This is a genomic window from Streptomyces sp. 4N124, from assembly GCF_052245395.1.
Lineage (GTDB): Bacteria > Actinomycetota > Actinomycetes > Streptomycetales > Streptomycetaceae > Streptomyces.
The window spans coordinates 1-21,074 of the sequence record NZ_JBQQBS010000072.1 but is presented as its reverse complement, the minus strand read 5'-3'; the positions used below and the strand labels follow the sequence as shown (position 1 = coordinate 21,074).

Below are 21,074 nucleotides of genomic sequence, written 5' to 3'. Positions count from 1 at the left end.
GGGTTTTTTCAGGCGCTCACCCGGTCGGGCGGCGCAGCCGCTCTTCCAGATCGTCGTAGCCGGACAGGAACCAGAGCTGGTTGCCCAGATTGCTCTCGTACACGAAGTCCCGCAGGGCCCGGCTGTCGGCGACGTGCTGTGAGATGTCCCCGACGACGGCCAGGCGCAGCCGGTATTGGGCGAACTTCTGCACGATCGCACCCGCGATCCCCGAACGCAGCTGGAAGAACGCCTCCGGTACACGCTGCACGGGCACCGCGATCAGTTCCGCCTCGTTCCACCCGGCGTCGCCGATGAGGTCCAGCGCCGCGCGCTCGCCGTCGAGCGGTGGGCCGTCGGGGGCGCAGCGCAGGACGGTGACGCCGTGCAGGGTCACGATCTCGTCGGCTGGGGATACGGCGTCAGTGGCCACGGGTGACCCATTCCTCCAGGTGTGGGGCCTCCGCCCCGATGGTCGTCGAGTCGCCGTGTCCGGTGAGGACTTTCGTCTCCGGCGGCAGGGTGAGCAGGCGGTCCCGGATCGAGGTGACGATCGTCGGGAAATGGGAGTAGGAGCGGCCGGTGGCGCCCGGGCCGCCCTGGAAGAGGGTGTCGCCGGTGAAGACGGTGCCGAGGCCCCGGTCGTAGAGGCAGATCGCGCCGGGCGCGTGTCCGGGGGTGTGCAGCACGGTCAGGTCGGCGCCCGCGGCCTCGATCACCTGCCCGTCGGCGAGATGGGCGTCGGGGTCGCGGTCCGGGTGGGTGAGCTTCCACAGCGGCAGGTCGTCGGGGTGCAGCCAGATGGTGGCGCCGGTGCGGTCGGCGAGCGCGGGTGCGGCGTCGATGTGGTCGTTGTGGGCGTGGGTGCACACGATCGCGGTCAGCCGGCGGTCGCCGACGGCCTCGGCGATGGCGTCGGCGTCATGGGCGGCGTCGATGACGATGGCTTCGTGGTCGTCGCCGACGATCCACACGTTGTTGTCGACGTCCCAGGTGCCGCCGTCGAGGGTGAACTGCCCTGAGGTGACGAGGCGTTCGATGCGGGCGGCCATCAGAGCACCACCACCGAGCGCAGGACGTCGCCGTGGTGCATCCGCTCGAATGCCTTCTCCACCTCGTCGAGTTGGATCGTCTCGGTCACGAACGCCTCCAGGTCCAGGCGGCCTTGCAGATGCAGGTCGATCAGCATCGGGAAGTCGCGGGAGGGCAGACAGTCGCCGTACCAGGAGGACTTGAGCGCCCCGCCGCGTCCGAAGACGTCCAGCAGCGTCAGTTCGAGCTTCATGTCGGGGGTGGGGACGCCGACGAGGACGACCGTGCCGGCGAGGTCGCGGGCGTAGAAGGCCTGCTTGTACGTCTCCGGGCGGCCGACCGCCTCGATGACGACGTCGGCGCCGAAGCCGCCGGTGAGGTCGCGGATCGCCTCGACCGGGTCGGCCTCCTTCGAGTTGACCGTGTGGGTGGCGCCCATGGAGCGGGCCTTCTCCAGCTTCCGGTCGTCGATGTCCACCGCGATGATCTTCGCTGCACCGGCCAGGCTCGAACCGGCGATCGCCGCGTCCCCGACGCCGCCGCAGCCGATGACCGCGACCGTGTCGCCGCGCCCGACGTTGCCGGTGTTGATCGCGGCCCCGATGCCCGCCATCACTCCGCAGCCGAGCAGCCCGGCCACGGCCGCCGAGACCGCCGGGTCGACCTTGGTGCACTGTCCGGCGGCGACGAGCGTCTTCTCGGCGAAGGCGCCGATGCCGAGCGCCGGGGACAGCTCCTGTCCGGTCGAGGCGAGGGTCATCTTCTGGCCGGCGTTGTGGGTGTCGAAGCAGTACCAGGGCCGGCCGCGCAGACAGGCCCGGCACTGGCCGCACACCGCGCGCCAGTTGAGGATCACGAAGTCGCCGGGTGCGACGTCCGTGACGCCCTCGCCGACCGCCTCCACGACACCGGCGGCCTCATGGCCCAGCAGAAAGGGGAACTCGTCGTTGATGCCGCCCTGCTTGTAGTGCAGGTCGGTGTGGCAGACCCCGCAGGCCTGGACCTGGACGACGGCTTCTCCCGGCCCGGGGTCGGGTACGAGGATCGTCTCCACCCGGACGGGCTCGTCCTTGCCCGGTGCGATCACGCCGCGCACTTCCTGCGCCATGGTGGGCCCCTTTCACCAACGATGTCCTGGCCAGTCGACACTACGTGCGACTGATCAGTAACGTCACCCGCCGGATCAGGCCACCGGTACCTCTACGCGAGCGACAGGAACAGCTTCTCCAGCCGGGCCTTCATCTGCTCCGGGCTCTCGCCGTCGCGCTCCCCCTGGGCCGGATTGGTGAGGCACTGCTGCAGGCCGGTCGCGATGATCGCGAATCCGGCCCGGTCGAGTGCGCGGGATGCCGCGGCGAGCTGGGTGACGACGTCCTCGCAGTCACGGCCCTCCTCGATCATCTTGATCACTCCGGAGATCTGCCCCTGCGCCCGCCTCAGCCGGTTCAGCACCGACTTGAGCTCGTCACCCTCGAACTGCAGCTCCACGATCACTCCCTTTGCATACCCTTAGGGGTATTTTACCTCAGGGCCCGCGCCACCCCGGAAACCCGTTCGGATCCGGTCATCCCGGGACCGTAGCCTGAGTACTCCGCCCGACTCCCAAGGAGCGCCGTGAGCATCGCAGCGACGAAGAGCAGCACGCCCACGTGGCGGCTCCTTCTCGGTTACGTCAGACCCCACCGCTGGGCCCTGCTCGCAGGTGCCGTGCTCTCCCTCGTCACCGGCGCCACCGGGCTGCTGCTGCCGCTGGTGGCACGGGAGTTGATCGACGACCTCTCGCACGACCGGACCATCACCGGCGCGCTTCTCGTCATGTCGGGTCTGGTGGTCGCCAACGCGGCGGTGGGCGCGCTGGGTGGGTATGTGCTGCGGCGCACCGCCGAGTCGGTGGTGCTCGGCGCGCGGCGCGCCCTGTCGTCGTATCTGCTGCGGCTGCGGATCGCGGCCGTGGACCGCAGCGAGCCGGGCGACCTGATGGCCCGGATCACCTCCGACACCACCCTGCTGCGTGAGGTCACCACCGACTCCCTGGTGGGCATCGGCACGGGAGGGCTCACGCTGGTCGCGACGATCGTGATGATGGGCCTGGTCGATCCGGTCCTGCTCGGGGTCACCGTGGCCGTGATCTTCGGCGCGGGCACGATCCTCGGCGTGATCGTGCCGCGCATCAACCGGGCGAGCAAGCAGGCGCAGGACGCTGTCGGTGTCATGGGCGCCTCGCTGGAGCGGATCCTGGGCGCGCTGCGCACGGTGAAGGCGTCCGGCGCGGAGCACCGCGAGGAGCAGACGCTGCACTCGGCGGCCGAGGAGTCCTGGCGGCAGAGCGTGCGGGCCGCCAAGTGGTCGGCGGCGGCGGGCAATACGGCCGGTCTGGCGATGCAGATCGCGTTCATCACCGTCCTCGCGGTGGGCGGGGCACGGGTCGCGACCGGCGCGGTCGACGTCGGCACCCTGGTGGCGTTCCTGCTGTACGTCTTCTATCTGATGTCGCCGATCCAGCAGGTCGTCGGCGCGATCACCCAGTACCAGACGGGCGCCGCGGCGTTCGCCCGTATCCAGGAGGCGCTGGCGCTGCCCGCCGAACCGGCCGCCCTGCCCGCCCCGCTGCCCTCGCCCGGCACACAGCCGGCCGCGCTCGCCTTCACCGACGTCCGCTTCCGGTACGCCGACGACCTGCCGTACGTCCACCACGGCGTGACCTTCGAGGTGCCCGCGCAGGGCATGACGGCGTTCGTCGGCCCGTCCGGCGCCGGCAAGACCACCGTCTTCTCGCTCATCGAGCGGTTCTACGACCCCGAGTCCGGCGTGATCACCGTCGACGGCCGGGATCTGGCGGACTGGGAGCTGCCCCAGCTGCGGTCCGCGATCGGCTACGTCGAGCAGGACGCGCCGGTCCTGTCGGGCTCGCTGCGGGAGAACCTGCTGCTGGGGAACCCGGACGCGGACGACGCGGCCCTCGCGCGGGTGCTGAAGACGACCCGTCTGGACGGCATGGTGGACAGGCTGCCGGGCGGCCTGGAGACGCTCGTCGGACATCGCGGCACCAAGCTGTCCGGCGGTGAACGTCAACGGGTCGCCATCGCCCGCGCCCTGCTGCGCCGCCCCCGGCTGCTGCTCCTGGACGAGGCCACCTCGCAGCTGGACGCGGTGAACGAGGCGGCGCTGCGGGACACCGTCGCCGATGTCGCCCGTACGACGACGGTGCTCGTGGTCGCCCACCGGCTGTCGACGGTGACGATGGCCGACCGGATCGTCGTCATGGACGCGGGCAAGGTGCGCGCGGTGGGCACGCACCGCGAACTCGTGGCCGCCGACCCGCTGTACGCGGAGCTGGCGGCCACGCAGTTCCTGGCGACGGTCGGCTGACAGGTCCCGTCAGAAGGGGTAGTGGGCCTGCTGGGTGGCGATGGTCACCCAGCGGGTGTTGGAGAAGGCCTCGATGCCCCAGCGACCGCCGAAGCGCCCGTATCCGGAGGCCTTGGCTCCGCCGAACGGGGCGTGCGGTTCGTCGGCCACCGACTGGTCGTTGACGTGCACGATCCCGGTCCGGATCCGGCGGGCGACGGCCAGCCCGTGAGTGGCGTTCTCGGTGATGATGCCGCAGGTCAGGCCGTTCTCCGTGTCGTTGGCGAGGGTGATGGCGGTGGTGTCGTCGGCGAACGACTCGACCACGCACACCGGCCCGAAGGCCTCGGCGTGGTACAGGTCGGCCTCCTGCGGTACCTCCGTGAGGACGGTCGCCGGGTGCACCGCCCCCTCCGGCTCGCCGCCGCCGACGAGGACCTTGGCCCCCTTGGCGACGGCGTCCCGTACCAGTCCGGCCACGCGCTGCGCGGACGACGCGGCCACCAGCGGGCCGACCACGGTGTGCGGGTCACCCGGGTCACCGGACTGGAGGGAGGCGACCTTCGTGGTGAAGCGCTCGGTGAACTCCTCGGCGAGCGACTCGTGCACCAGGATGCGGTCGCCGGACATGCAGATCTGTCCGGCGTTCATGAACACGCTGAAGACGGCCGCGTTGACGGCGTAGTCCACATCCGCGTCGTCGAGCACGATCACCGCGTTCTTGCCGCCCAACTCCAGGACGGCGGGCTTGAGATGGCGGGCCGCGTGTTCGCCGATGACCCGGCCCACCGGGGTCGAGCCGGTGAAGTTCACGCCCCGCACCCGCGCGTCCGCGATCAGCGTCTCGGCGATCTCCGCGGCGTCCTCACGGGCGTTGGTGACGACGTTCAGCACGCCGTCCGGGAGTCCGGCCTCGCGCAGGACGTCGGCGATCAGCAGCCCGCAGGCCAGCGGCGCGTCCTCGCTCGGCTTGACCACCACGGTGTTGCCCGCCGCGAGCGGCGCCGCGACGGCCCGTACGCCGAGGATGACGGGCGCGTTCCACGGGGCGAACGCGGCGACCACGCCCAGCGGTTCACGCACCGCGAGCCCCAACGCGCCCTGCGCCTGGGCGTTCAGCACCTCACCGCGCGGCGCGGTGACGGCTGCCGCGGCCTCACGCAGCATGTTCGCCGCGAGGGCCACGTTGAAGTACGCCCACGGGCGGGTGCCGCCGGCCTCGTTCGCCATCAGCTCGGCGACCTGGTCGCCGCGGGCGTCCAGCAGGTCGGCCGCCTTCAGGAAGATCGCCCGGCGCGCGAAGGGGGCGAGCGCCGCCCACTCCTCGAACGCAGCGTCGGCGGCGTCCACGGCCCGGCGCACGTCCTCGGGTCCGGCCGCGGCGACCGTCGCGTACACCTCCCCCGTATACGGGTTGATGTCCTCGGTCGTGCGGCCGGAGGCGGCGGGCACGTCCTTGCCGCCGATGAACAGTTCACGCGTGATGGGCATGCTGCCGACCTTTGTGTTCGCCGTGTGAAAGTTGATCCACTCTACCGCGCATGCTGCGAGCCGGCTGCGGCAATGTCAAGGGTCGCAGACCGCGGCTGCGCTTGCCGGGCCCGGCGGGGCGGAGGAGGCTCGGAGGTGAGGGCTCCGGTGGCCCGCTCCTCGTCGGGCCGCGGCCTTCGAAGGAGGTCGATGATGGGCACGTTCGACAGCAACGCACTGCGCCAGGCCATTGAAGGACACTCCGAGCAGCCGCTCGTCTCGCTCTACGCGGACGACGCGGAGCTGCGGATCGTGGACCGCAACACCCAGCCCAGCCACCCCAAGGTCCTGCACGGCCGGGACGAGATCGCCGAGATGCTCGCCGACGTCTACAGCCGCGACATCAAGACGCACAAGCTGGAGCGGTGTGTCGTCCAGGGCGACGACGTCGCGTTCAGCGAGTCCTGCGAGTACTCGGACGGCGTCCGGGTCCTGTCAGAGTCGATGGTGTCGCTGCGCGACGGCAAGATCGCCGAGCAGACCATGATCCAGGCGTGGGACGAGTAGCCGTCGTCCGCCCCGGCCGTGACGGCCGGGGCGGCGACACCGTCCCTAGGTGAGCGTCCACTTCTGGTTGGCGCCCGTGCCGCAGGACCACAGCACCAGCGGGGTGCGGTTGGCCGTCCCCGCGTTGTAGGCGTCGAGGCACAGACCGGCGTGGACGTTGGTGATCGTCCCGTCGCCGTTGATGTTCCACTGCTGGTTCGCCTGGCCGTTGCAGTCCCAGATCACGACCTTGGTGCCGTTGGTCGTGCCCAGGTTGTAGGCGTCGAGGCACTTGTTGCCGTACACCACGAGTTCCTTGCGGGGGGTGTACGTCCAGGACTGGTTGCGGCCTCCGTTGCAGTCCCACAGCTCGGCCTGGGTGCCGTTGGTGATGGTGTTGTCGTTGACGTCCAGGCAGCGGGACGACTGGGTGCCGACGACGAGGGAGCCGTCGGTGCCGGGCAGGGGGCGGACCGCGATGCCCTCGACGGCGGGGCCGCCGGTGAGCGTGAGGGTGTTGGCGGAGCCCTTGGAGAGGGAGACCTGGACGGAGACGGTGCCCGCGGCGGATCCGGTCGGCGGGAAGGCGACCTTGGTGCTGGTCTGGCCGTTGACCTGGAGGGTCGCCGTGCGGGTCGCGGAGGTGTTGTTGGTGTAGGAGACGTCCACGACCTTCACGCCCGTGTTCGCCGCCGTCACGCCGGTGAAGCGCCCCGTGGAAGCAGGTTCGTACGTGCTGCCCGCCGCCTCCGTGCCGCCGGTGACCTTGAGCATCACGGAGCCGCCCGCCGGGACACTGGCCGTGTAGCCGGTGGCGTACGACCCCACGTTCTGCCGCGCCCACAGGTCACGGACGGTCGCGGAGGCGTTCGTCAGGCCGAGGTCGGCCCAGCGGACGGTGATGTTCTTCGCGGCCGAGGTGCGGTTGAGGAGGACGACGGCGCGGTTGCCGGTGCCGGACAGGACCTTGCCGTAGACCTGGGCTCCCGTGGTGTCCTCGGCGACCTCGACGCCCTGGAGGCCGCGCGGGTCCTGGTCCACGGCGATGACTTCGGGGTTCTTGAGGATGTTCGCGGTCTCGGCGGACATCGTCGCGAGGTTGTTCCCGGCGAGGAGGGGTGCGCCGGAGATCGCCCAGAGGTTCATGTGGGTGCGGTTCTGGGCGGCGGTGAAGCCGTCCATGCCGACCATCAGCATGTCGGGGTCGTTGTAGTAGCCGGTGTGCTGGGCGGTGGGGTGGAGGTTGGTGTCGTAGTTGGCCAGCAGGCTCGTCATGGAGGGCTGGTTGCCCCAGTAGATGATGTCGGTGTTGGTCCGCCACATCGCGCCCTGGCCCGGGGCCCAGTTCCACGGGTTCTGCTTGCCCCAGTTGCAGATCGAGAGGGTCAGCGGACGGCCCGTGGCCGCCGTGGCCTTGGTGATCGCATCGCTGATGGCCTGGTACGTCGACTTCGCGTCGAGCCCTTCGGCGTCGCCGCCGCACCAGTCGACCTTGACGAAGTCGAAGCCCCACTTCGAGAACTGGAGCATGTCCTGCTCGTAGTGGCCCTCGCTGCCCGAACCCGGCGCGGCGGGCCGGCCCGTCGGGAAGTAGTAGCCGCAGCCGTCCTTGCCCGCGTCGGTGTAGATGCCGGCCTTCAGGCCCTTGCTGTGGATGTAGTCGGCGATGGCCTTCATGCCGCCGGGCCACTCGGCCTCGTCGACGGTGATGTTGCCGGCGCTGTCGCGGGTGCCCTGCCACCAGCCTTCGTCGATGTTGATGTACTTGTATCCGGCGGCCGGCAGACCGGCGGCGACGAACGCGTCGACCTGCTGCTTGATGACGTTGTAGTCGATCTTCGCGGCGAAGCTGTTCCAGGAGGCCCAGCCCATCGGGGCGGTGGGCACCGGTATCTGACGGGTCGCCACGGCGGCGGGGGCCGCCTTGAGGGGTGCGGTCGGGTTGGCGACGAGGAGGACGGCTGCCACGGCCGCCAGTAAGGCGACCGTGCGCAGGACGAGGGTGCGGAACATGCGGCTCCTTTGCCGATGGCCGAGATCTGGCCGAAATATCGAACGAGGATCGGTTATCCGAACGAAACGGCGCGCTGAAAGTAGAGCCGCCAGGGGCGGAAGTCAACGGATGTGACGCGCGTGGGTGCGGGATTGCGCGCGGTCCCGCGTCGACGGAACACTGACCGTCGTGCGCGTAGCGATCATGACGGCGGGCTCCCGGGGCGACGTGGCCCCCTACACCGGCCTCGGGCACGGACTCTCCCGAGCCGGGCATGAGGTCACCCTGGTCACCCACGGCTGCTTCGAGCCGCTGGTCGCGGGGGCAGGGCTCAGGTTTCATCCCCTTCCGGTGGACCCGCGGGAGGAGTTGGAGTCCTCGCGCGGGCGGGGGCTGCACCGCAGCACGACCGGCGTCGGCAAGCTCGCGCGGGTCGTCGCCCTGGCGCGGGCACTCGTCGGGCGGATGACGGACGACCTCGTGGCGGCGGCCCGCACGCACGATGTCCTGTTGCTCTCCAGCTCGTTGGCGCCGCTGGGACACACCGTCGCCGAGGGCCTGTCGCTGCCGAGCCTGGGCGTCTACCTCCAACCGGTCGCTCCCACAAGGGAGTTCGGGCCCGCCGTGCTCGGCGGTGGTTCATGGGGTGCGGTCGGCAACCGGGTCGCCGGACACGGGGTCGGTCTGGCCGTGGAACACGTCTTCGCCTCCACCGTGCCCCAGGTGCGGGCCCGGCTGGGGCAGCCGCCCGTCCGGGCGGCGGCGGGGCTGCGGCGCCGGGAGCGGCAGAGGTGGCCGGTGCAACACGGGTTCAGCCCGCTGGTGGTCGCCCGGCCGCGCGACTGGCGTGCGGGGCTGGAGGTGGCAGGGTACTGGTGGCCGTACGACCGTCAGGACCGACTCCCGCCGCAGCTGCGGGACTTCCTGGAGGCGGGGCCGCCGCCGGTCTTCGTGGGCCTGGGCAGTGCGACCGTGCCCGACCCCGAGCGGCTCAGCGCGGACATCGTGCGGGCGCTGCGCCGGGCCGGACTGCGCGGGGTGATCCAGCGCGGCTGGGGCGGGCTGGAAGCCGCCGGGGACGACATGCTGACCATCGGCGAGGTACCGCACGCGCTGCTGTTCCCGAGGGTCGCCGCGGTGGTTCATCACGCGGGCGCCGGCACGACCGCGGCCGGCCTGCGCGCCGGAGTGCCGGCCGTGCCGGTGCCCATCCAGTTCGACGAGGGATTCTGGGCGGCACGGCTGGTGGCCCTGGGTGTCGCTCCGCGGGCGGTCCCGCTGCGGCGGCTCAGCGTCGACGCGCTGGCCTCGGCGCTGGTGCGGGCGACCCGGGATACCGGGTACGGGGAGCGGGCGCGGGCGTTGGGGGCACGGATCCGGAGTGAGGACGGGGTCACGTCGGTCCTTGCCGCGGTGAACCGGCTGAGCGGCTGACACGCACGAAGCGCATCGTCGGCGGCCGGAACGACCATGCGCCGCACCGTCAACTCGGCGGCCCGCAAGCGACCGTCACCCCGCCTCCCACCCCGCCGGCCGCAGAATCCCCAGCAGTTGCCGGACCAACTCGTCCACCGCCTCCTCCAGCGTGGCGTCCACCCACCCGGCGCTCCAGTCGTGGAGCAGGCCGTTGACGCTGCCGATGAAGGCTGTCGCGGCGATCCGGTAGTCGCGGGGCGCCGCCTCACCCCGGGCGACCGCTGCCTCCGCCTCGGCGCAGACGAGGTCGACCCAGCGGGCGCGGCGGGCCAGGCGCTGGTGTTCCAGACGCGGGCTGACGCCGATGATCTCGACGAAGGTGATGCGGATACGGCGTGGATCGGCGGTGACGTTGGCGGCGTAGGCGCGGAAGATCGCGGTGGCGCGTTCGGCGAGCGGCAGGTCGTCCGCGGCAGCCACCGCGGCGAGCACGGCCTCCTCGGCCCAGTCGTTGACCTGGAGGTGGAGGGCGGCCAGGACGTCCTCGAGGGTGCGGAACTCCTCGTAGAACTGGCGGGTGGAGAGCCCGGCGGCCTCGCTCAGCGCGGCGACGGTCGTGGCCCGGTAGCCGGGTGTGTCGCCGAACAGCTGGAGCGCGGCGTCCAGGAAGCGGCGGCGGCGCTCGGCCTGCCGCTCCTCGGCGGACTTGCCCCTGTACCGGCCGGTCGGCGCCCTGAGCCTGCCCGTCACGGACCCTCCCCGTTCCCTCGCCTGTCCCCGTCGATCAATTTTGTCGTGTACGCGGTCTTGTCGAACAGGACACCCCCTCCTTACTTTTCAGTAAGTCCACTGTGAAAGTACTTGTGTTCAGATTCAGCACCCCGTCTTGGCCTGCTCCACCCATGGCACCCGCCCCCCCCAGAGAAGAGAGCACCCATGCCTGCCATCCGCCCCAGGCACCTTTGCTCCATGGCCGCCGCCCTCGTCCTGACCGTCACCGCTCCCGCGACCGCAGCCACCGCCGCCACCTCGGACGCCGCCGCCCTGCGCGAAGTCCTGTTCGTCGGCAACAACTGGGACGGCACCGCCGACGTCATCAAGTCCTCCGGCGACTTCGCGAAGATCGGCCGCATCAACGTCATCCCCGACAAGGACGAGCGGATGGCGGAGATCAACGCGAACCCGATCAAGTGGATCTACTTCATGGCCATCCGCAACAGCGTCGGCGAGGGCCACGACCAGTTCGTGGACGACATGTACACCACGCCGGACGGCTCGTCCGTGGTCGTCTCCCGCCCGAGCTTCGCCGACGTGGTCTCGATCGACCTGGCCACCGGTGACATCAACTGGCGCTTCCCCGTGTCGGGTTACCGCTCCGACCACATGACGGTCTCCCCCGACGGCAAGCGCGTCGCCGTGTCCGCCTCGACCTCCAACACCGTGCACGTACTGGACATCGTCACCGGCAAGCAGCTCGGCTCGGCCGCCACCGCCGACAAGCCGCACGAGAACATCTTCACCAAGGACGGCAAGTACCTCTGGAACATGGGCATCGGCGATGTGAACACCGCGACCGACGCGCCCTGGCTGGACTGGACGAAGGGCAACCGGTACATCACCGTCGTCGACGCGACCACGTATGAGCGGGTCAAGGTCATCGACATGCGGCAGCGGCTGGACGCCATCGGCCTCACGGACTACTCCGACGCCGTCCGGCCCGCCGTGTTCTCGCCCGACGAGTCCAAGCTGTACTTCCAGGTGTCGTTCTTCAACGGCTTCTTCGAGTACGACATCGCGACGGACAAGATCACCCGTACGAAGACACTGCCCAAGAACCCGGCGACCAACGACGACCGCACCACCTTCGTCAACGACTCGCGCCACCACGGCATTTCGATGAGCCCCGACGGCAGCAAGCTGTGTGTCGCGGGCACGATGGACGACTACGCGACGGTCGTCGACCGCGCCACCCTCCAGGAGGGCCCGCTGGTCACCGCCTCGAAGCCGTACTGGGCGACCGTCAGCGGCGACGGCAAGAGCTGCGTGGTGTCGGAGAGCGGCACCGACCAGGTCACGGCCATCGACTTCGCCACCGGCAAGAAGACGGTGTCCGTCCCGGTCGGCGACCATCCGCAGCGAGTGCGGCTGGGGCATGTGGCCGCGGACTGGACGGGAACCACCGGCTGAGGCCCGAGCGGTTCAGGCGGTGGCGCGGTGCCCGGACACCAGCCACCGCCACCGCGGGCGTTCCGTGACCAGCGTGGCGGCGGCCAGCAGGGACACCGCGACCGCCGCCCACACGGGCCAGGCCAGCCATGCGCAGACCACGGCCGCGACCAGTTGGAGCAGCACCAGAAGGATCGTGACCGCCCCGGGTACCGGCACGATCCCGTGGGCCTTGTCCCCCGGTGTGGTGAAGACGGTCGGCAGCCCGATCAGCACCACCACGGACAGCGCCGCGAGCGGCCAGGAGTACCCGGCCAGCGCCCAGGGCGTGGCCACCCAGGCGACGAGTTCGGTCCCGAAGCGCGGGACGGCCGCGCGTCGGTCGTCGGGTTTCGGCAACGTCGTCTCCCCCACAGATGTGCCCGTCAACGGTGGGTGATCCTACGGCGACCAGGCCAAGCCTGCTTCACCTGCCCTCACGTCGGGATCCAGGGTCGACCCCGACGTCAGGGACGGGCGTCAGCCGATGCGCTGGGTCGCCCAGGCCGCCAGTTCGGCCTTCGCCGCGTTCAGCAGGGACGACGAGGGATTCGTCGCGCCGTTGGTGACGAGTGCGTAGTGCAGGGTGCCGGAGTCCGAGTCCGTCAGCAGCAGGCGGCGGCTGCCGCTGCCGCCGGGTTCGGAAGCCGCCGCGATCGGGGTCGACGGCGTGTACGCGGGCGGGGCGTACGCCGTGCCCAGGTCGGAGACGACGGTGGTGGTCGAGGTCGGGAAGGATGCCGGGAGGTGCAGTTCGGTGGGTGCCGAGCCGCTTCCCGAGCGCCATACGAGCAGGCTGTACTGCCCGGAGCCCACCAGCTGGGCCACACGGGGCAGTGAGCTGGGCACCGGGTTCCAGGTCAGGGTCGTGGAGCCGTCGCGGGAGCGGTCCTCGTAGGTGAAGGCGACGGTCGTGCCGGAGGTGGCGCTCGGGTAGACGCGGTCGAGGAGCCGTGCGTCCTGGCGCAGGACGGCCTTACCGGAGTCGTCGAGGCGTACGGCGGACAGGTCCTCGCCGTTCCAGGCGTCGCCCTCGGTCTGCACCTTGTCGGGGTTGTCGTTCATCAGCTCGTGGTGGCGGCCGTGGTAGATGTCCCACTGCCACTGGCTGCCGGAGAGCACGGGTCCGGAGCCGGCCGGGTTCGTCCACCAACTCGCCCCCGGCACCCGGGAGTCGAGGGCCTGGTACATCGCTTTGAGAACCGTCGGCGCCTTGTCGGAGACCGTGCCGGTCAGCGGGTGGCCGAACTCGCTGACGATCGCGGGCGCTTTGGTGGCGGAGGCCCGGTCGCGCACCGTGCCGAAGTCACCCGCGTACTGTCCGTCCGCCGCCTTGCCCCACATGAAGATGCCGGAGATCGCCTTCTGGTCGTAGAAGTGGGTGTTGAAGACGAAGCGCGGCCCGAGGTTGCCCACGTCGAGCAGGCCGCCCTCCTGCTTCTGGAAGTCCAGGTTGGCGTTCCAGAACAGGTTCGGTTCGACGAACGCGGGCTTGTCCTGCCAGCCGGCCGCGTCCATCCGCGCCCGGAACTTCACATGGAAGGGCCACAGGACGTCCTTCTCCCAGGCCCGGCTGGACTGGCCCGAGTCATAGACGCCCGCATGGGGTTCGTTGTACGGGTCGAAGCCGACGACGGCCGCGAACTGAGCGGTCGTGAGGTTCTGCTTGAGGTACGCCATCGTCTTCTGGGCGGTGTCGAGGAACGAGTCCTGCAGGCCGTACGTGTTGTGCCAGAAGTCGTACGTCGCCTCCGTCACGGCCGCGTTGGAGGTGATGTTCTGGCCCCAGAAGGGGCAGATCCCGCAGTACTCGTCCGGGTAGTCACCGAGGTCCACGGCCCACTTGGGGGCGCCGTCGCCGGTGTACCAGCTGTCCGAGTCGAACAGCCAGCGGGAGTAGAGGTCCTGGTGGAAGTCGGGATACACCCGGATCCCGACATCGAGGAACGCGCCGATCTGGGCGGTGGCGGCGGCCAGGTAGGCGTTGTCCACCTGGCCGCGCACGGGCTCGGCGTACGCCCAGGACAGCAGGAAGCGGACCGAGTTGCCGCCGCCGAGCGCTCTCAGCGCGGTCGCGGACTTCTTCGCGTCGGCGACCGAGGCGAAGGGCAGGCCGTTGTTCTCCTTCAGCTTGGTCTCGCCGGAGACGTTGTAGCCACGCAGCACGACCTCGCGGCCGTGGCCGTCGGTGAAGCGGCCGTTCTGCACGGTCAGCGGGGATTCGTCGAACCAGAGGGAGTCGGGGACGGAGGCAGCGGTGGCGGGGCGGGTGCCCGCCACCGACAGGAATCCACAGAGGAGAACCAGAACAAGGAGCACACGCGCACGCTTATTCGGCATGTTCACTACCGTCCGGTAATTTCAGGACACCGTCAACACCCCTGACTCTGGAGTAAGTTAAGTCTCGGCCAGCTCAACCACTCACTCTGCGCGTCACGTTCAACAGGTATTCCTTGCGGTTGAGCGGGTTGTGGTCGGTGCGCGGACGCTGAGGGACCGTGCCGTGGGCGACCGGCGCGTAGTGGTCGAAGACGCTCTCCAGCTCACCCTCACCCCGGGTGAGCCCCGGCAGCCGCTGCTCCAGTTCGTGCACCCGGCCCGCGGGAACGGCACCCTCCAGAACGCTGGTGGCACCCGTGGTCCCGGTGGTCTGCGGTACGGCCCGCAGCGCGGCCAGCACCGGGAGCAGGGCGCCCAGGGTGTCCACGGGCGTCTCGATGCGGAAGCGGTGCATGGGCTCGTACACCTGGGTGCCCGCCCTGCGCAGCGCCTCGATCAGGACCAGTGGCGTCAGGCCCCGGAAGTCGGCGCCGGTGCTGGACATGCTCTTGTCGAAGCCCTGGTGGGCGTGGCTCTGCCGGGGCCAGTAGCCGGAGTGGGTCATGGTGACCGTGCAGTCGGTGACCTGCCAGCCGCTGAGGCCCTGTCCGAGCGTCTCGCGCACGGTGTCCTCGACTGCCTTGAAGAACGCGTACGGCATGGCACCGAGTTCCACCTCCAGCCGGAACGCGACGCCCGAGCCGGTCGGCGCCGGGTCGACACGCAGGCCGACCGTCGCGAGGAACGGGTTGGCGCCCTTCTTGATGAACTCGGCGGCCGCTCCCGTGCCCACGGGCCGCTCGATGCAGATCGTCGACGTCTCCCGGAAGGTGACGTCCAGGCCGTAGTCGTCGGCGAGCGTTGCCTGGATGACCTCCTTCTGGACCTCGCCGTAGAGGGACACGGAGGTCTCCTGCCGGATCTCGTCGTGGCGGAGGCCGATCAGCGGGTCCTGTTCGGCGAGTTGGGTCAGGGCGAGGTGCAGGGACCGCTTGTCCACGCCCGCGCCCGGGACGACGACGGTTTCGAGAGTGGGCGGCGCGAAGAAGTGCTCGTACGCCTTGCGCGGCTCGCCGATCGCGTCGCCGATCCGGATGGCGTCGAGGCCCCAGAGCTTGGCGATGCGGCCCGCCGGGACGGTCTCGTCACGGGAGTCCGCGCCCTCCTCGAAGACACTGATCGCGGTGATCTTGCCCTCGGTGTCACCGTCGCCGAAACGGATCCGGTCGCGGACGGCCAGCGCCCCGGAGAAGATCCGCGCATAGGCGATCTTCTCCCCCGCCGGTCCCCGCTCGACCTTGAAGACGGTGCCCGACACCGGCCCCTCCGGATCGCCCTCGGCCGCGGGCAGCAACTCCTTGATCCCGCCGATGAGCGTGTCCACACCCGCGCCCGTGATGGCGGACCCGAAGTAGACGGGGTGGACGAGGGCCTGCCGGGTCTGGTCGGCGAGGGCGGTGCGCAGGCGGTCGTACGAGACCGTGTCCTCGACATAGGCGGACAGCAGGTCGTCGTCGTGGTCGGTGAGGACGTCGATCGCGGCCGGGGCGAGCTCCGGGGTGACGCGGGCGCCGCGTGTGCCGAGCCCGGTCACCGACGCCATCGGTACGACCGCCGCGGTGAGCCGCTCGGCGATCGCCCGCAGCACCCCGTCGTACCCCGCTCCACGCCGGTCGATCTTGTTGACGAAGATCAGTGTGGGGATGCGCAGCCGCCGCAGGGTGCGCATCAGGACGCGGGTCTGCGGCTGGACGCCCTCGACGGCCGAGATGACCAGGACGGCGCCGTCGAGCACGCCGAGGACCCGCTCGACCTCGGCGATGAAGTCCGGGTGGCCGGGGGTGTCGATGAGGTTGACCGTCACGTCGTCGAGGGGGAACGAGACGACGGCGGACTTGATGGTGATCCCGCGCTGCTTCTCCAGCGCGAGGGAGTCGGTCTGCGTGGAGCCGGCGTCGACGCTGCCGATCTCGTCGACGACTCCGGCGGTGTACAGCAGCCGCTCGGTCAGGCTGGTCTTACCGGCGTCTACGTGCGCGAGAATTCCGAGATTGAGCAGGTGCACTGAGCGTCATGTCCTTGGTCATCGGAGGGATTCCTTCGTGAGTGGACATGCACGCAGTGCGCATCTGTGCTCCTCGTGTGTGACGACGTGTCTCCCCAGCAGTGCAGCAGAAGCGGGCGCACCACGGCAATGGATTAACCGTCAACGAAGCCCGTCGCAGCACTCGCCGTCGTCAGGGCGCGGTCATAGAGTGACGTACATCGAGTGACCTGCATCACGTTTCGTCGCTGATTTCCCTCGCTTCCGCCGCATGGCCTGGAGGGCACATGACCCACATCTCGGTGAACGTGGACGGCACGACATACGAGGACGAGGTCGAGCCCCGTCTTCTGCTGATCCACTACCTGCGCGACCGCCTCGGTCTGACCGGCACCCCGATCGGCTGCGACACCTCCAACTGCGGGGCCTGCACGGTCGAACTGGACGGGGAGAGCGTCAAGAGCTGCTCCGTCCTTGCCGTCCAGGCGGACGGGAGCGAAGTGACCACGGTCCAGGGGCTCGCCCGGGACGGCGAGTGGACCGGGCTGCAGAAGGCGTTCCACGAGCAGCACGGACTGCAGTGCGGGTACTGCACCCCCGGCATGATCATGGCGGCCCGGGATCTGCTACGGGAGAACCCCCACCCCAGCTCGGACGACGTACGCCAGGCCCTGGAGGGCAACCTCTGCCGGTGCACCGGCTACCAGAACATCGTGCGCGCGGTGCTCGCCGCCTCCGGGCAGGAGGTGCCGGCATGACCGACCAGATGGCCGAACCCGAAGTCGGCCGCTCGCGGGCCCGCAAGGAAGACGCCCACCTGATCACGGGCCAGACCAACTGGACCGACAACATCCAGGTCAGCGGTCTGCTGCACCTGGCGATCCTGCGCAGCCCCATGGCGCACGCCCGCCTCGACCGCGTCGACGTCTCCGCGGCCCTCGACCGGCCGGGCGTCATCGCCGCCTTCACGGGGCGCGACCTCGCCGACGGCATGGGCTCGATGCCGTGCGTATGGCCGGTGACCGAGGACATCGTCATGCCGGACCATCCGGCGGTGGCGGTCGACGAGGTGCGGTACGCGGGCGACCCGATCGCGGTCGTCGTGGCACGGGACCGGTACACGGCGGCGGACGCGCTGGAGGCGATCGAGGTCGACTACACGCCGTTGCCCCCGGTGCTCGACCTGGAGGACGCGCTCGCCGAGGACGCCCCGCTGGTCCACTCCGACAAAGGCACCAACCGCTGCTACGTCTGGCCGCTCGCCACCGGCGAGAGCTACGACGCGGTACGCGAGCGCGCCGACGTCGTCCTGAAACGGCGCTACATACAGCAACGCCTGATCCCCAACGCGATGGAGCCCCGCGCGGTCGTCGTCACCCCGCTCGCGGCCTCCGGCGAGTACACCCTGTACTCCTCCACCCAGGTCCCGCACATCGCACGGGTGCTGCTGGCGATGGTCACCGGCATCCCCGAGCAGAAGCTGCGGGTGATCGCGCCCGACGTGGGCGGCGGCTTCGGCTCCAAGCTCCAGGTGTACGGCGAGGAGGCCCTCGCGCTCGTCGTGGCGCGCAAGCTGGGCCGGCCGGTGAAGTGGACCGAGTCCCGCTCCGAGAACTACCAGGCCACCCACCACGGCCGCGGCCAGATCCAGGACATCGAGATCGCCGCCACCCGCGACGGCAAGCTGCTCGGCCTGAAGGTCGACCTGCTGGCCGACATGGGCGCCTACCTGATGATCATCACCCCGGGCACTCCGCTGCTGGGCGCCTTCATGTACCCGGGGATCTACAAGATGGACGCCTACGACTTCACCTGCACGGGCGTCTTCACCACGCGCACGCCGACCGACGCCTACCGGGGCGCCGGCCGACCCGAGGCGACCTTCGCCATCGAGCGGATCATGGACGATCTGGCCGTCGAACTCGGCCTGGACCCCATCGAGTTGCGGCGCCGCAACTGGATCCGGCACGAGGAGTTCCCGTACACCTCCGTCGCAGGGCTCACCTACGACAGCGGCAACTACGAGGCCGCCACGGAGAAGGCACTCGACATGTTCGGCTACGACAAGCTGCGCGCCGAGCAGGCGGACCGCAACGAGCGCGGCGACACCGTACGGCTCGGCATCGGCGTGTCGACGTACACCGAGATGTGCGGGCTCGCGCCGAGCCGCGTACTCAGGGACCTCCGGTACGCGGCCGGCGGCTGGGAGGCGGCGACCATCCGCATGCTGCCGACCGGCAAGGTCGAGGTCGTCACCGGCACCAGCCCGCACGGGCAGGGCCATGTGACCTGCTGGAGCCAGATCGCCGCCGATGCGCTGGGCGTGCCGTTCGAGGACGTCGAGGTGGTGCACGGCGACACCAGGGCCGTCCCGCAGGGCATGGACACCTACGGGTCGCGATCGCTGGTCGTCGGCGGGATCGCCGTGCACCACGCGGCCGAGAAGGTGGTCGCCAAGGCCCGCAAGGTCGCCGCGCATCTGCTCGAAGCCAGCGAGAACGACCTGGAGTTCACGAACGGCGTCTTCTCGGTGAAGGGCTCACCCGAGGCCCGCAAGACCATCCAGGAGGTCGCCTTCGAGACGTTCTCCTCGCACGACCTGCCCGACGGCATGGAACCCACCATCAACGCCGAGCACCTCGTCGACCCGGAGAACTTCTCCTACCCGCACGGCACCCACCTGTGCGCGGTCGAGGTCGACACGGAGACCGGACAGACACGGATCAGGTCGTACGTCTGTGTCGACGACGTCGGCAAGGTCATCAACCCGGTGATCGTCGAGGGCCAGGTGCACGGCGGTATCGCCCAGGGCATCGCGCAGGCGCTGTACGAGGAGGCGGTCTACGACGACGAGGGCAACCTGGTCTCCGGCACGATGGCCGACTACCTGGTGCCGTCGGCGGCGGACCTGCCGGACTTCGTGACCGACCGGACGGAGACGCCGTCGACCCTGAATCCCTTGGGGGTCAAGGGAGTCGGCGAGGCGGGGACCATCGCCTCGACCCCGGCCGTCGTCAACGCGGTCGTGGACGCGCTGCGCCCGCTGGGCGTGACCGACGTGCGGATGCCCTGCACCCCGCAGCGGGTGTGGGAAGCGATCGAGGAGGCGGCGCGATGATCCCCCCGGCATTCGACTACGCCCGGCCGAGCAGCGTCGACGAGGCGGTGCGGACGCTCGCCGACGCGGGCGAGGACGCGAAGGTGCTGGCCGGCGGGCAGAGCCTGCTGCAACTGCTGCGGCTACGGCTGGCCTTCCCCGAACTGGTCGTCGACGTCGGCCGCATCCCCGAGCTGCGCGGGGTGCGCGAGGACGGGAACACCCTAGTCATCGGCGCGATGACCACCCACCACGACGTCATCCACGACCCGCTGGTCCGCCGCCACGCGGGACTGCTGGCGACCGCGACCGCCACGGTCGCGGATCCCGCCGTACGCCACCGGGGCACCCTCGGCGGCTCCCTCGCGCACGCGGACCCGGCCGGGGACCCGCCCGCCGCGGTACTGGCGCTGGACGGCGAACTGGTGGCGCAAGGACCGCGCGGGCGGCGCACCATCCCGGCGCGCGAGTTCTTCGTCGACTACCTGCAGACCGCGCTGGAACCCGACGAACTCCTGGTCGAGGTGCGGATCCCGAAGACGGACGGCTGGGGCTTCCACTACGAGAAGTTCCACCGGGTGGCACAGTCCTGGCCGATCGTCGGCGTGGCCGCGCTGGTGCGGCGCGACAACGGGCAGATCGCCGAGGCGCGCGTGGGCCTGACCAACATGGCCTCTACGGCGCTGCGCGCGTCCGCGACCGAGAACGCCCTGTCGGGTGCAGGTGACGCGCAGGACGTGGCGCGGGCCGCACAGTCGGCGGCGGAAGGCACCCGGCCGTCGCAGGACACGTCCGCGTCGCCGGAGTACCGGGCGCATCTCGCACGCGTGCTCACCAAGCGGGCGGTGCTGGCCGCCGCCGGAATGGGGTGAGGGCCGATCACGCACATCGACGGGCCGGAGCAGGTGCGGGCCCGGCTGGAGGAGACGGGGTACCTCGTCGACGAGGGTCTGGCCGTCGCCTGCTTCCTGGCCCTGCGCCTGCACCGGCCGCTGTTCTGCGAGGGCGACGCGGGCGTGGGCAAGACGGCGCTCGCGTCCGCCCTCGCCGAGGCGCTGGACGCCCCGCTGATCCGGTTGCAGTGCCACGAGGGCATCGACGCCTCCCAGGCCCTGTACGACTGGGACTTCCCGCGCCAGCTGCTGCATCTGCGGGCGGCGGAGGCGGCCGGGGTCACCGACGCCGACCGGCTGGAGGGCGAGCTGTACGACCGGCGGTTCCTGATCGCCCGGCCGCTGCTGCGTGCCCTGGAGACGCATCCGTCGGTGCTGCTGGTCGACGAGATCGACCGCGCGGACGACGAGTTCGAGGCGTTCCTGCTGGAGCTGCTGTCCGAGTTCTCCGTCACGATCCCCGAACTGGGCACGCTGCGGGCCGAGCAGCCGCCGGTCGTCGTCCTGACCTCCAACCGCACCCGCGAGGTGCACGACGCCCTCAAGCGCCGCTGCCTCTATCACTGGTTCGACCACCCCGGCTTCGCCCGCGAACTGGCCATCGTGCGGCGGCGCTGCCGAGCGTGGACGCGTTCGTCGAGGGGCACAGCGTGGCCGCGCTGGAGCGGCTTGCGGCGGTGGTGAAAGGAGCCGACGATGCGTGACATCCTCCCGGTGCTGCACGGCTGGTAC

17 protein-coding genes and 1 pseudogene are annotated in these 21,074 nt (G+C 70.4%); 8 read left to right on the top strand and 10 right to left on the bottom strand.

From position 1 onward, the window contains the following. Window positions 1-16 precede the first annotated feature (16 nt). The 4 genes from ACTWQO_RS42465 to ACTWQO_RS42450 form a co-directional block, all read right to left on the bottom strand. Window positions 17-412, bottom strand: coding sequence for a DUF4180 domain-containing protein (locus ACTWQO_RS42465; RefSeq protein WP_443242724.1), 396 nt, complete (start codon window positions 410-412; stop codon window positions 17-19). Further along, a complete protein-coding gene (locus tag ACTWQO_RS42460; protein WP_443242723.1) occupies window positions 402-1,031 on the bottom strand; it encodes an MBL fold metallo-hydrolase in 630 nt (209 codons plus the stop codon). The genes ACTWQO_RS42465 and ACTWQO_RS42460 overlap by 11 nt, the downstream gene beginning before the upstream one ends. Next, complete coding sequence (locus tag ACTWQO_RS42455; protein ID WP_443242722.1) at window positions 1,031-2,119, bottom strand: S-(hydroxymethyl)mycothiol dehydrogenase; 1,089 nt, start codon at window positions 2,117-2,119, stop codon at window positions 1,031-1,033. Before ACTWQO_RS42455 ends, ACTWQO_RS42460 begins: the two co-directional genes overlap by 1 nt. A 92-nt stretch (window positions 2,120-2,211) precedes the next feature. Further along, a complete protein-coding gene (locus ACTWQO_RS42450; RefSeq protein ID WP_362951708.1) occupies window positions 2,212-2,499 on the bottom strand; it encodes a metal-sensitive transcriptional regulator in 288 nt (95 codons plus the stop codon). Window positions 2,500-2,625: 126 nt separating this feature from the next. Between ACTWQO_RS42450 and ACTWQO_RS42445 the strand changes: the two genes are divergently transcribed. Next, window positions 2,626-4,380, top strand: coding sequence for an ABC transporter ATP-binding protein (locus ACTWQO_RS42445; protein WP_443242721.1), 1,755 nt, complete (start codon window positions 2,626-2,628; stop codon window positions 4,378-4,380). A gap of 9 nt (window positions 4,381-4,389) precedes the next feature. Here ACTWQO_RS42445 and ACTWQO_RS42440 read toward each other — a convergent pair whose 3' ends face one another. Continuing rightward, a complete protein-coding gene (locus tag ACTWQO_RS42440) occupies window positions 4,390-5,850 on the bottom strand; it encodes an aldehyde dehydrogenase family protein (protein ID WP_443242720.1) in 1,461 nt (486 codons plus the stop codon). Window positions 5,851-6,042: 192 nt separating this feature from the next. Here ACTWQO_RS42440 and ACTWQO_RS42435 point away from each other — a divergent pair, with 192 nt between their 5' ends. Continuing rightward, window positions 6,043-6,396, top strand: a complete 354-nt coding sequence (locus ACTWQO_RS42435) for a nuclear transport factor 2 family protein (protein WP_443242719.1) — start codon at window positions 6,043-6,045, stop codon at window positions 6,394-6,396. 45 nt (window positions 6,397-6,441) lie between these two features. On the opposite strand, the gene ACTWQO_RS42430 is transcribed toward ACTWQO_RS42435, so the two are convergent. Next, complete coding sequence (locus ACTWQO_RS42430; protein WP_443242718.1) at window positions 6,442-8,388, bottom strand: RICIN domain-containing protein; 1,947 nt, start codon at window positions 8,386-8,388, stop codon at window positions 6,442-6,444. Window positions 8,389-8,572: 184 nt separating this feature from the next. Here ACTWQO_RS42430 and ACTWQO_RS42425 point away from each other — a divergent pair, with 184 nt between their 5' ends. Beyond that, window positions 8,573-9,802: a glycosyltransferase gene (locus ACTWQO_RS42425; protein WP_443242748.1), complete on the top strand. Its 1,230-nt coding sequence runs from the start codon at window positions 8,573-8,575 to the stop codon at window positions 9,800-9,802. Between the two features lie 75 nt (window positions 9,803-9,877). Here ACTWQO_RS42425 and ACTWQO_RS42420 read toward each other — a convergent pair whose 3' ends face one another. Next, window positions 9,878-10,534, bottom strand: a complete 657-nt coding sequence (locus tag ACTWQO_RS42420) for a TetR/AcrR family transcriptional regulator (protein ID WP_443242717.1) — start codon at window positions 10,532-10,534, stop codon at window positions 9,878-9,880. Window positions 10,535-10,720: 186 nt separating this feature from the next. On the opposite strand from ACTWQO_RS42420, the gene ACTWQO_RS42415 reads away from it, so the two are divergent. Further along, complete coding sequence (locus ACTWQO_RS42415) at window positions 10,721-11,971, top strand: YncE family protein (RefSeq protein WP_443242716.1); 1,251 nt, start codon at window positions 10,721-10,723, stop codon at window positions 11,969-11,971. Window positions 11,972-11,983: 12 nt separating this feature from the next. Here the strand turns inward: ACTWQO_RS42415 and ACTWQO_RS42410 are convergent, their stop codons facing one another. From ACTWQO_RS42410 to ACTWQO_RS42400, 3 genes are all read right to left on the bottom strand, one after another. Then, on the bottom strand, window positions 11,984-12,349 hold the full coding sequence (locus tag ACTWQO_RS42410; protein WP_443242715.1) for a hypothetical protein: 366 nt from the start codon (window positions 12,347-12,349) through the stop codon (window positions 11,984-11,986). A 120-nt stretch (window positions 12,350-12,469) separates the two neighbouring features. After that, window positions 12,470-14,329, bottom strand: coding sequence for an endoglycosylceramidase (locus ACTWQO_RS42405; RefSeq protein WP_443242714.1), 1,860 nt, complete (start codon window positions 14,327-14,329; stop codon window positions 12,470-12,472). A 73-nt stretch (window positions 14,330-14,402) separates the two neighbouring features. After that, the gene (locus ACTWQO_RS42400; protein ID WP_443242713.1) at window positions 14,403-16,373 is read right to left on the bottom strand and encodes a GTP-binding protein; all 1,971 of its coding nucleotides are present in this window, start codon (window positions 16,371-16,373) and stop codon (window positions 14,403-14,405) included. A gap of 266 nt (window positions 16,374-16,639) precedes the next feature. Here ACTWQO_RS42400 and ACTWQO_RS42395 point away from each other — a divergent pair, with 266 nt between their 5' ends. The 4 genes and pseudogenes from ACTWQO_RS42395 to ACTWQO_RS42380 form a co-directional block, all read left to right on the top strand. Continuing rightward, complete coding sequence (locus tag ACTWQO_RS42395) at window positions 16,640-17,110, top strand: (2Fe-2S)-binding protein (protein ID WP_328436604.1); 471 nt, start codon at window positions 16,640-16,642, stop codon at window positions 17,108-17,110. Continuing rightward, window positions 17,107-19,470: a xanthine dehydrogenase family protein molybdopterin-binding subunit gene (locus ACTWQO_RS42390; RefSeq protein WP_443242712.1), complete on the top strand. Its 2,364-nt coding sequence runs from the start codon at window positions 17,107-17,109 to the stop codon at window positions 19,468-19,470. Before ACTWQO_RS42395 ends, ACTWQO_RS42390 begins: the two co-directional genes overlap by 4 nt. Beyond that, on the top strand, window positions 19,467-20,321 hold the full coding sequence (locus ACTWQO_RS42385; RefSeq protein WP_443242711.1) for an FAD binding domain-containing protein: 855 nt from the start codon (window positions 19,467-19,469) through the stop codon (window positions 20,319-20,321). Before ACTWQO_RS42390 ends, ACTWQO_RS42385 begins: the two co-directional genes overlap by 4 nt. A 6-nt stretch (window positions 20,322-20,327) precedes the next feature. Continuing rightward, window positions 20,328-20,957, top strand: a pseudogene (locus tag ACTWQO_RS42380) (AAA family ATPase); the annotation flags it as partial. Between the last annotated feature and the right edge of the window lie 117 nt (window positions 20,958-21,074).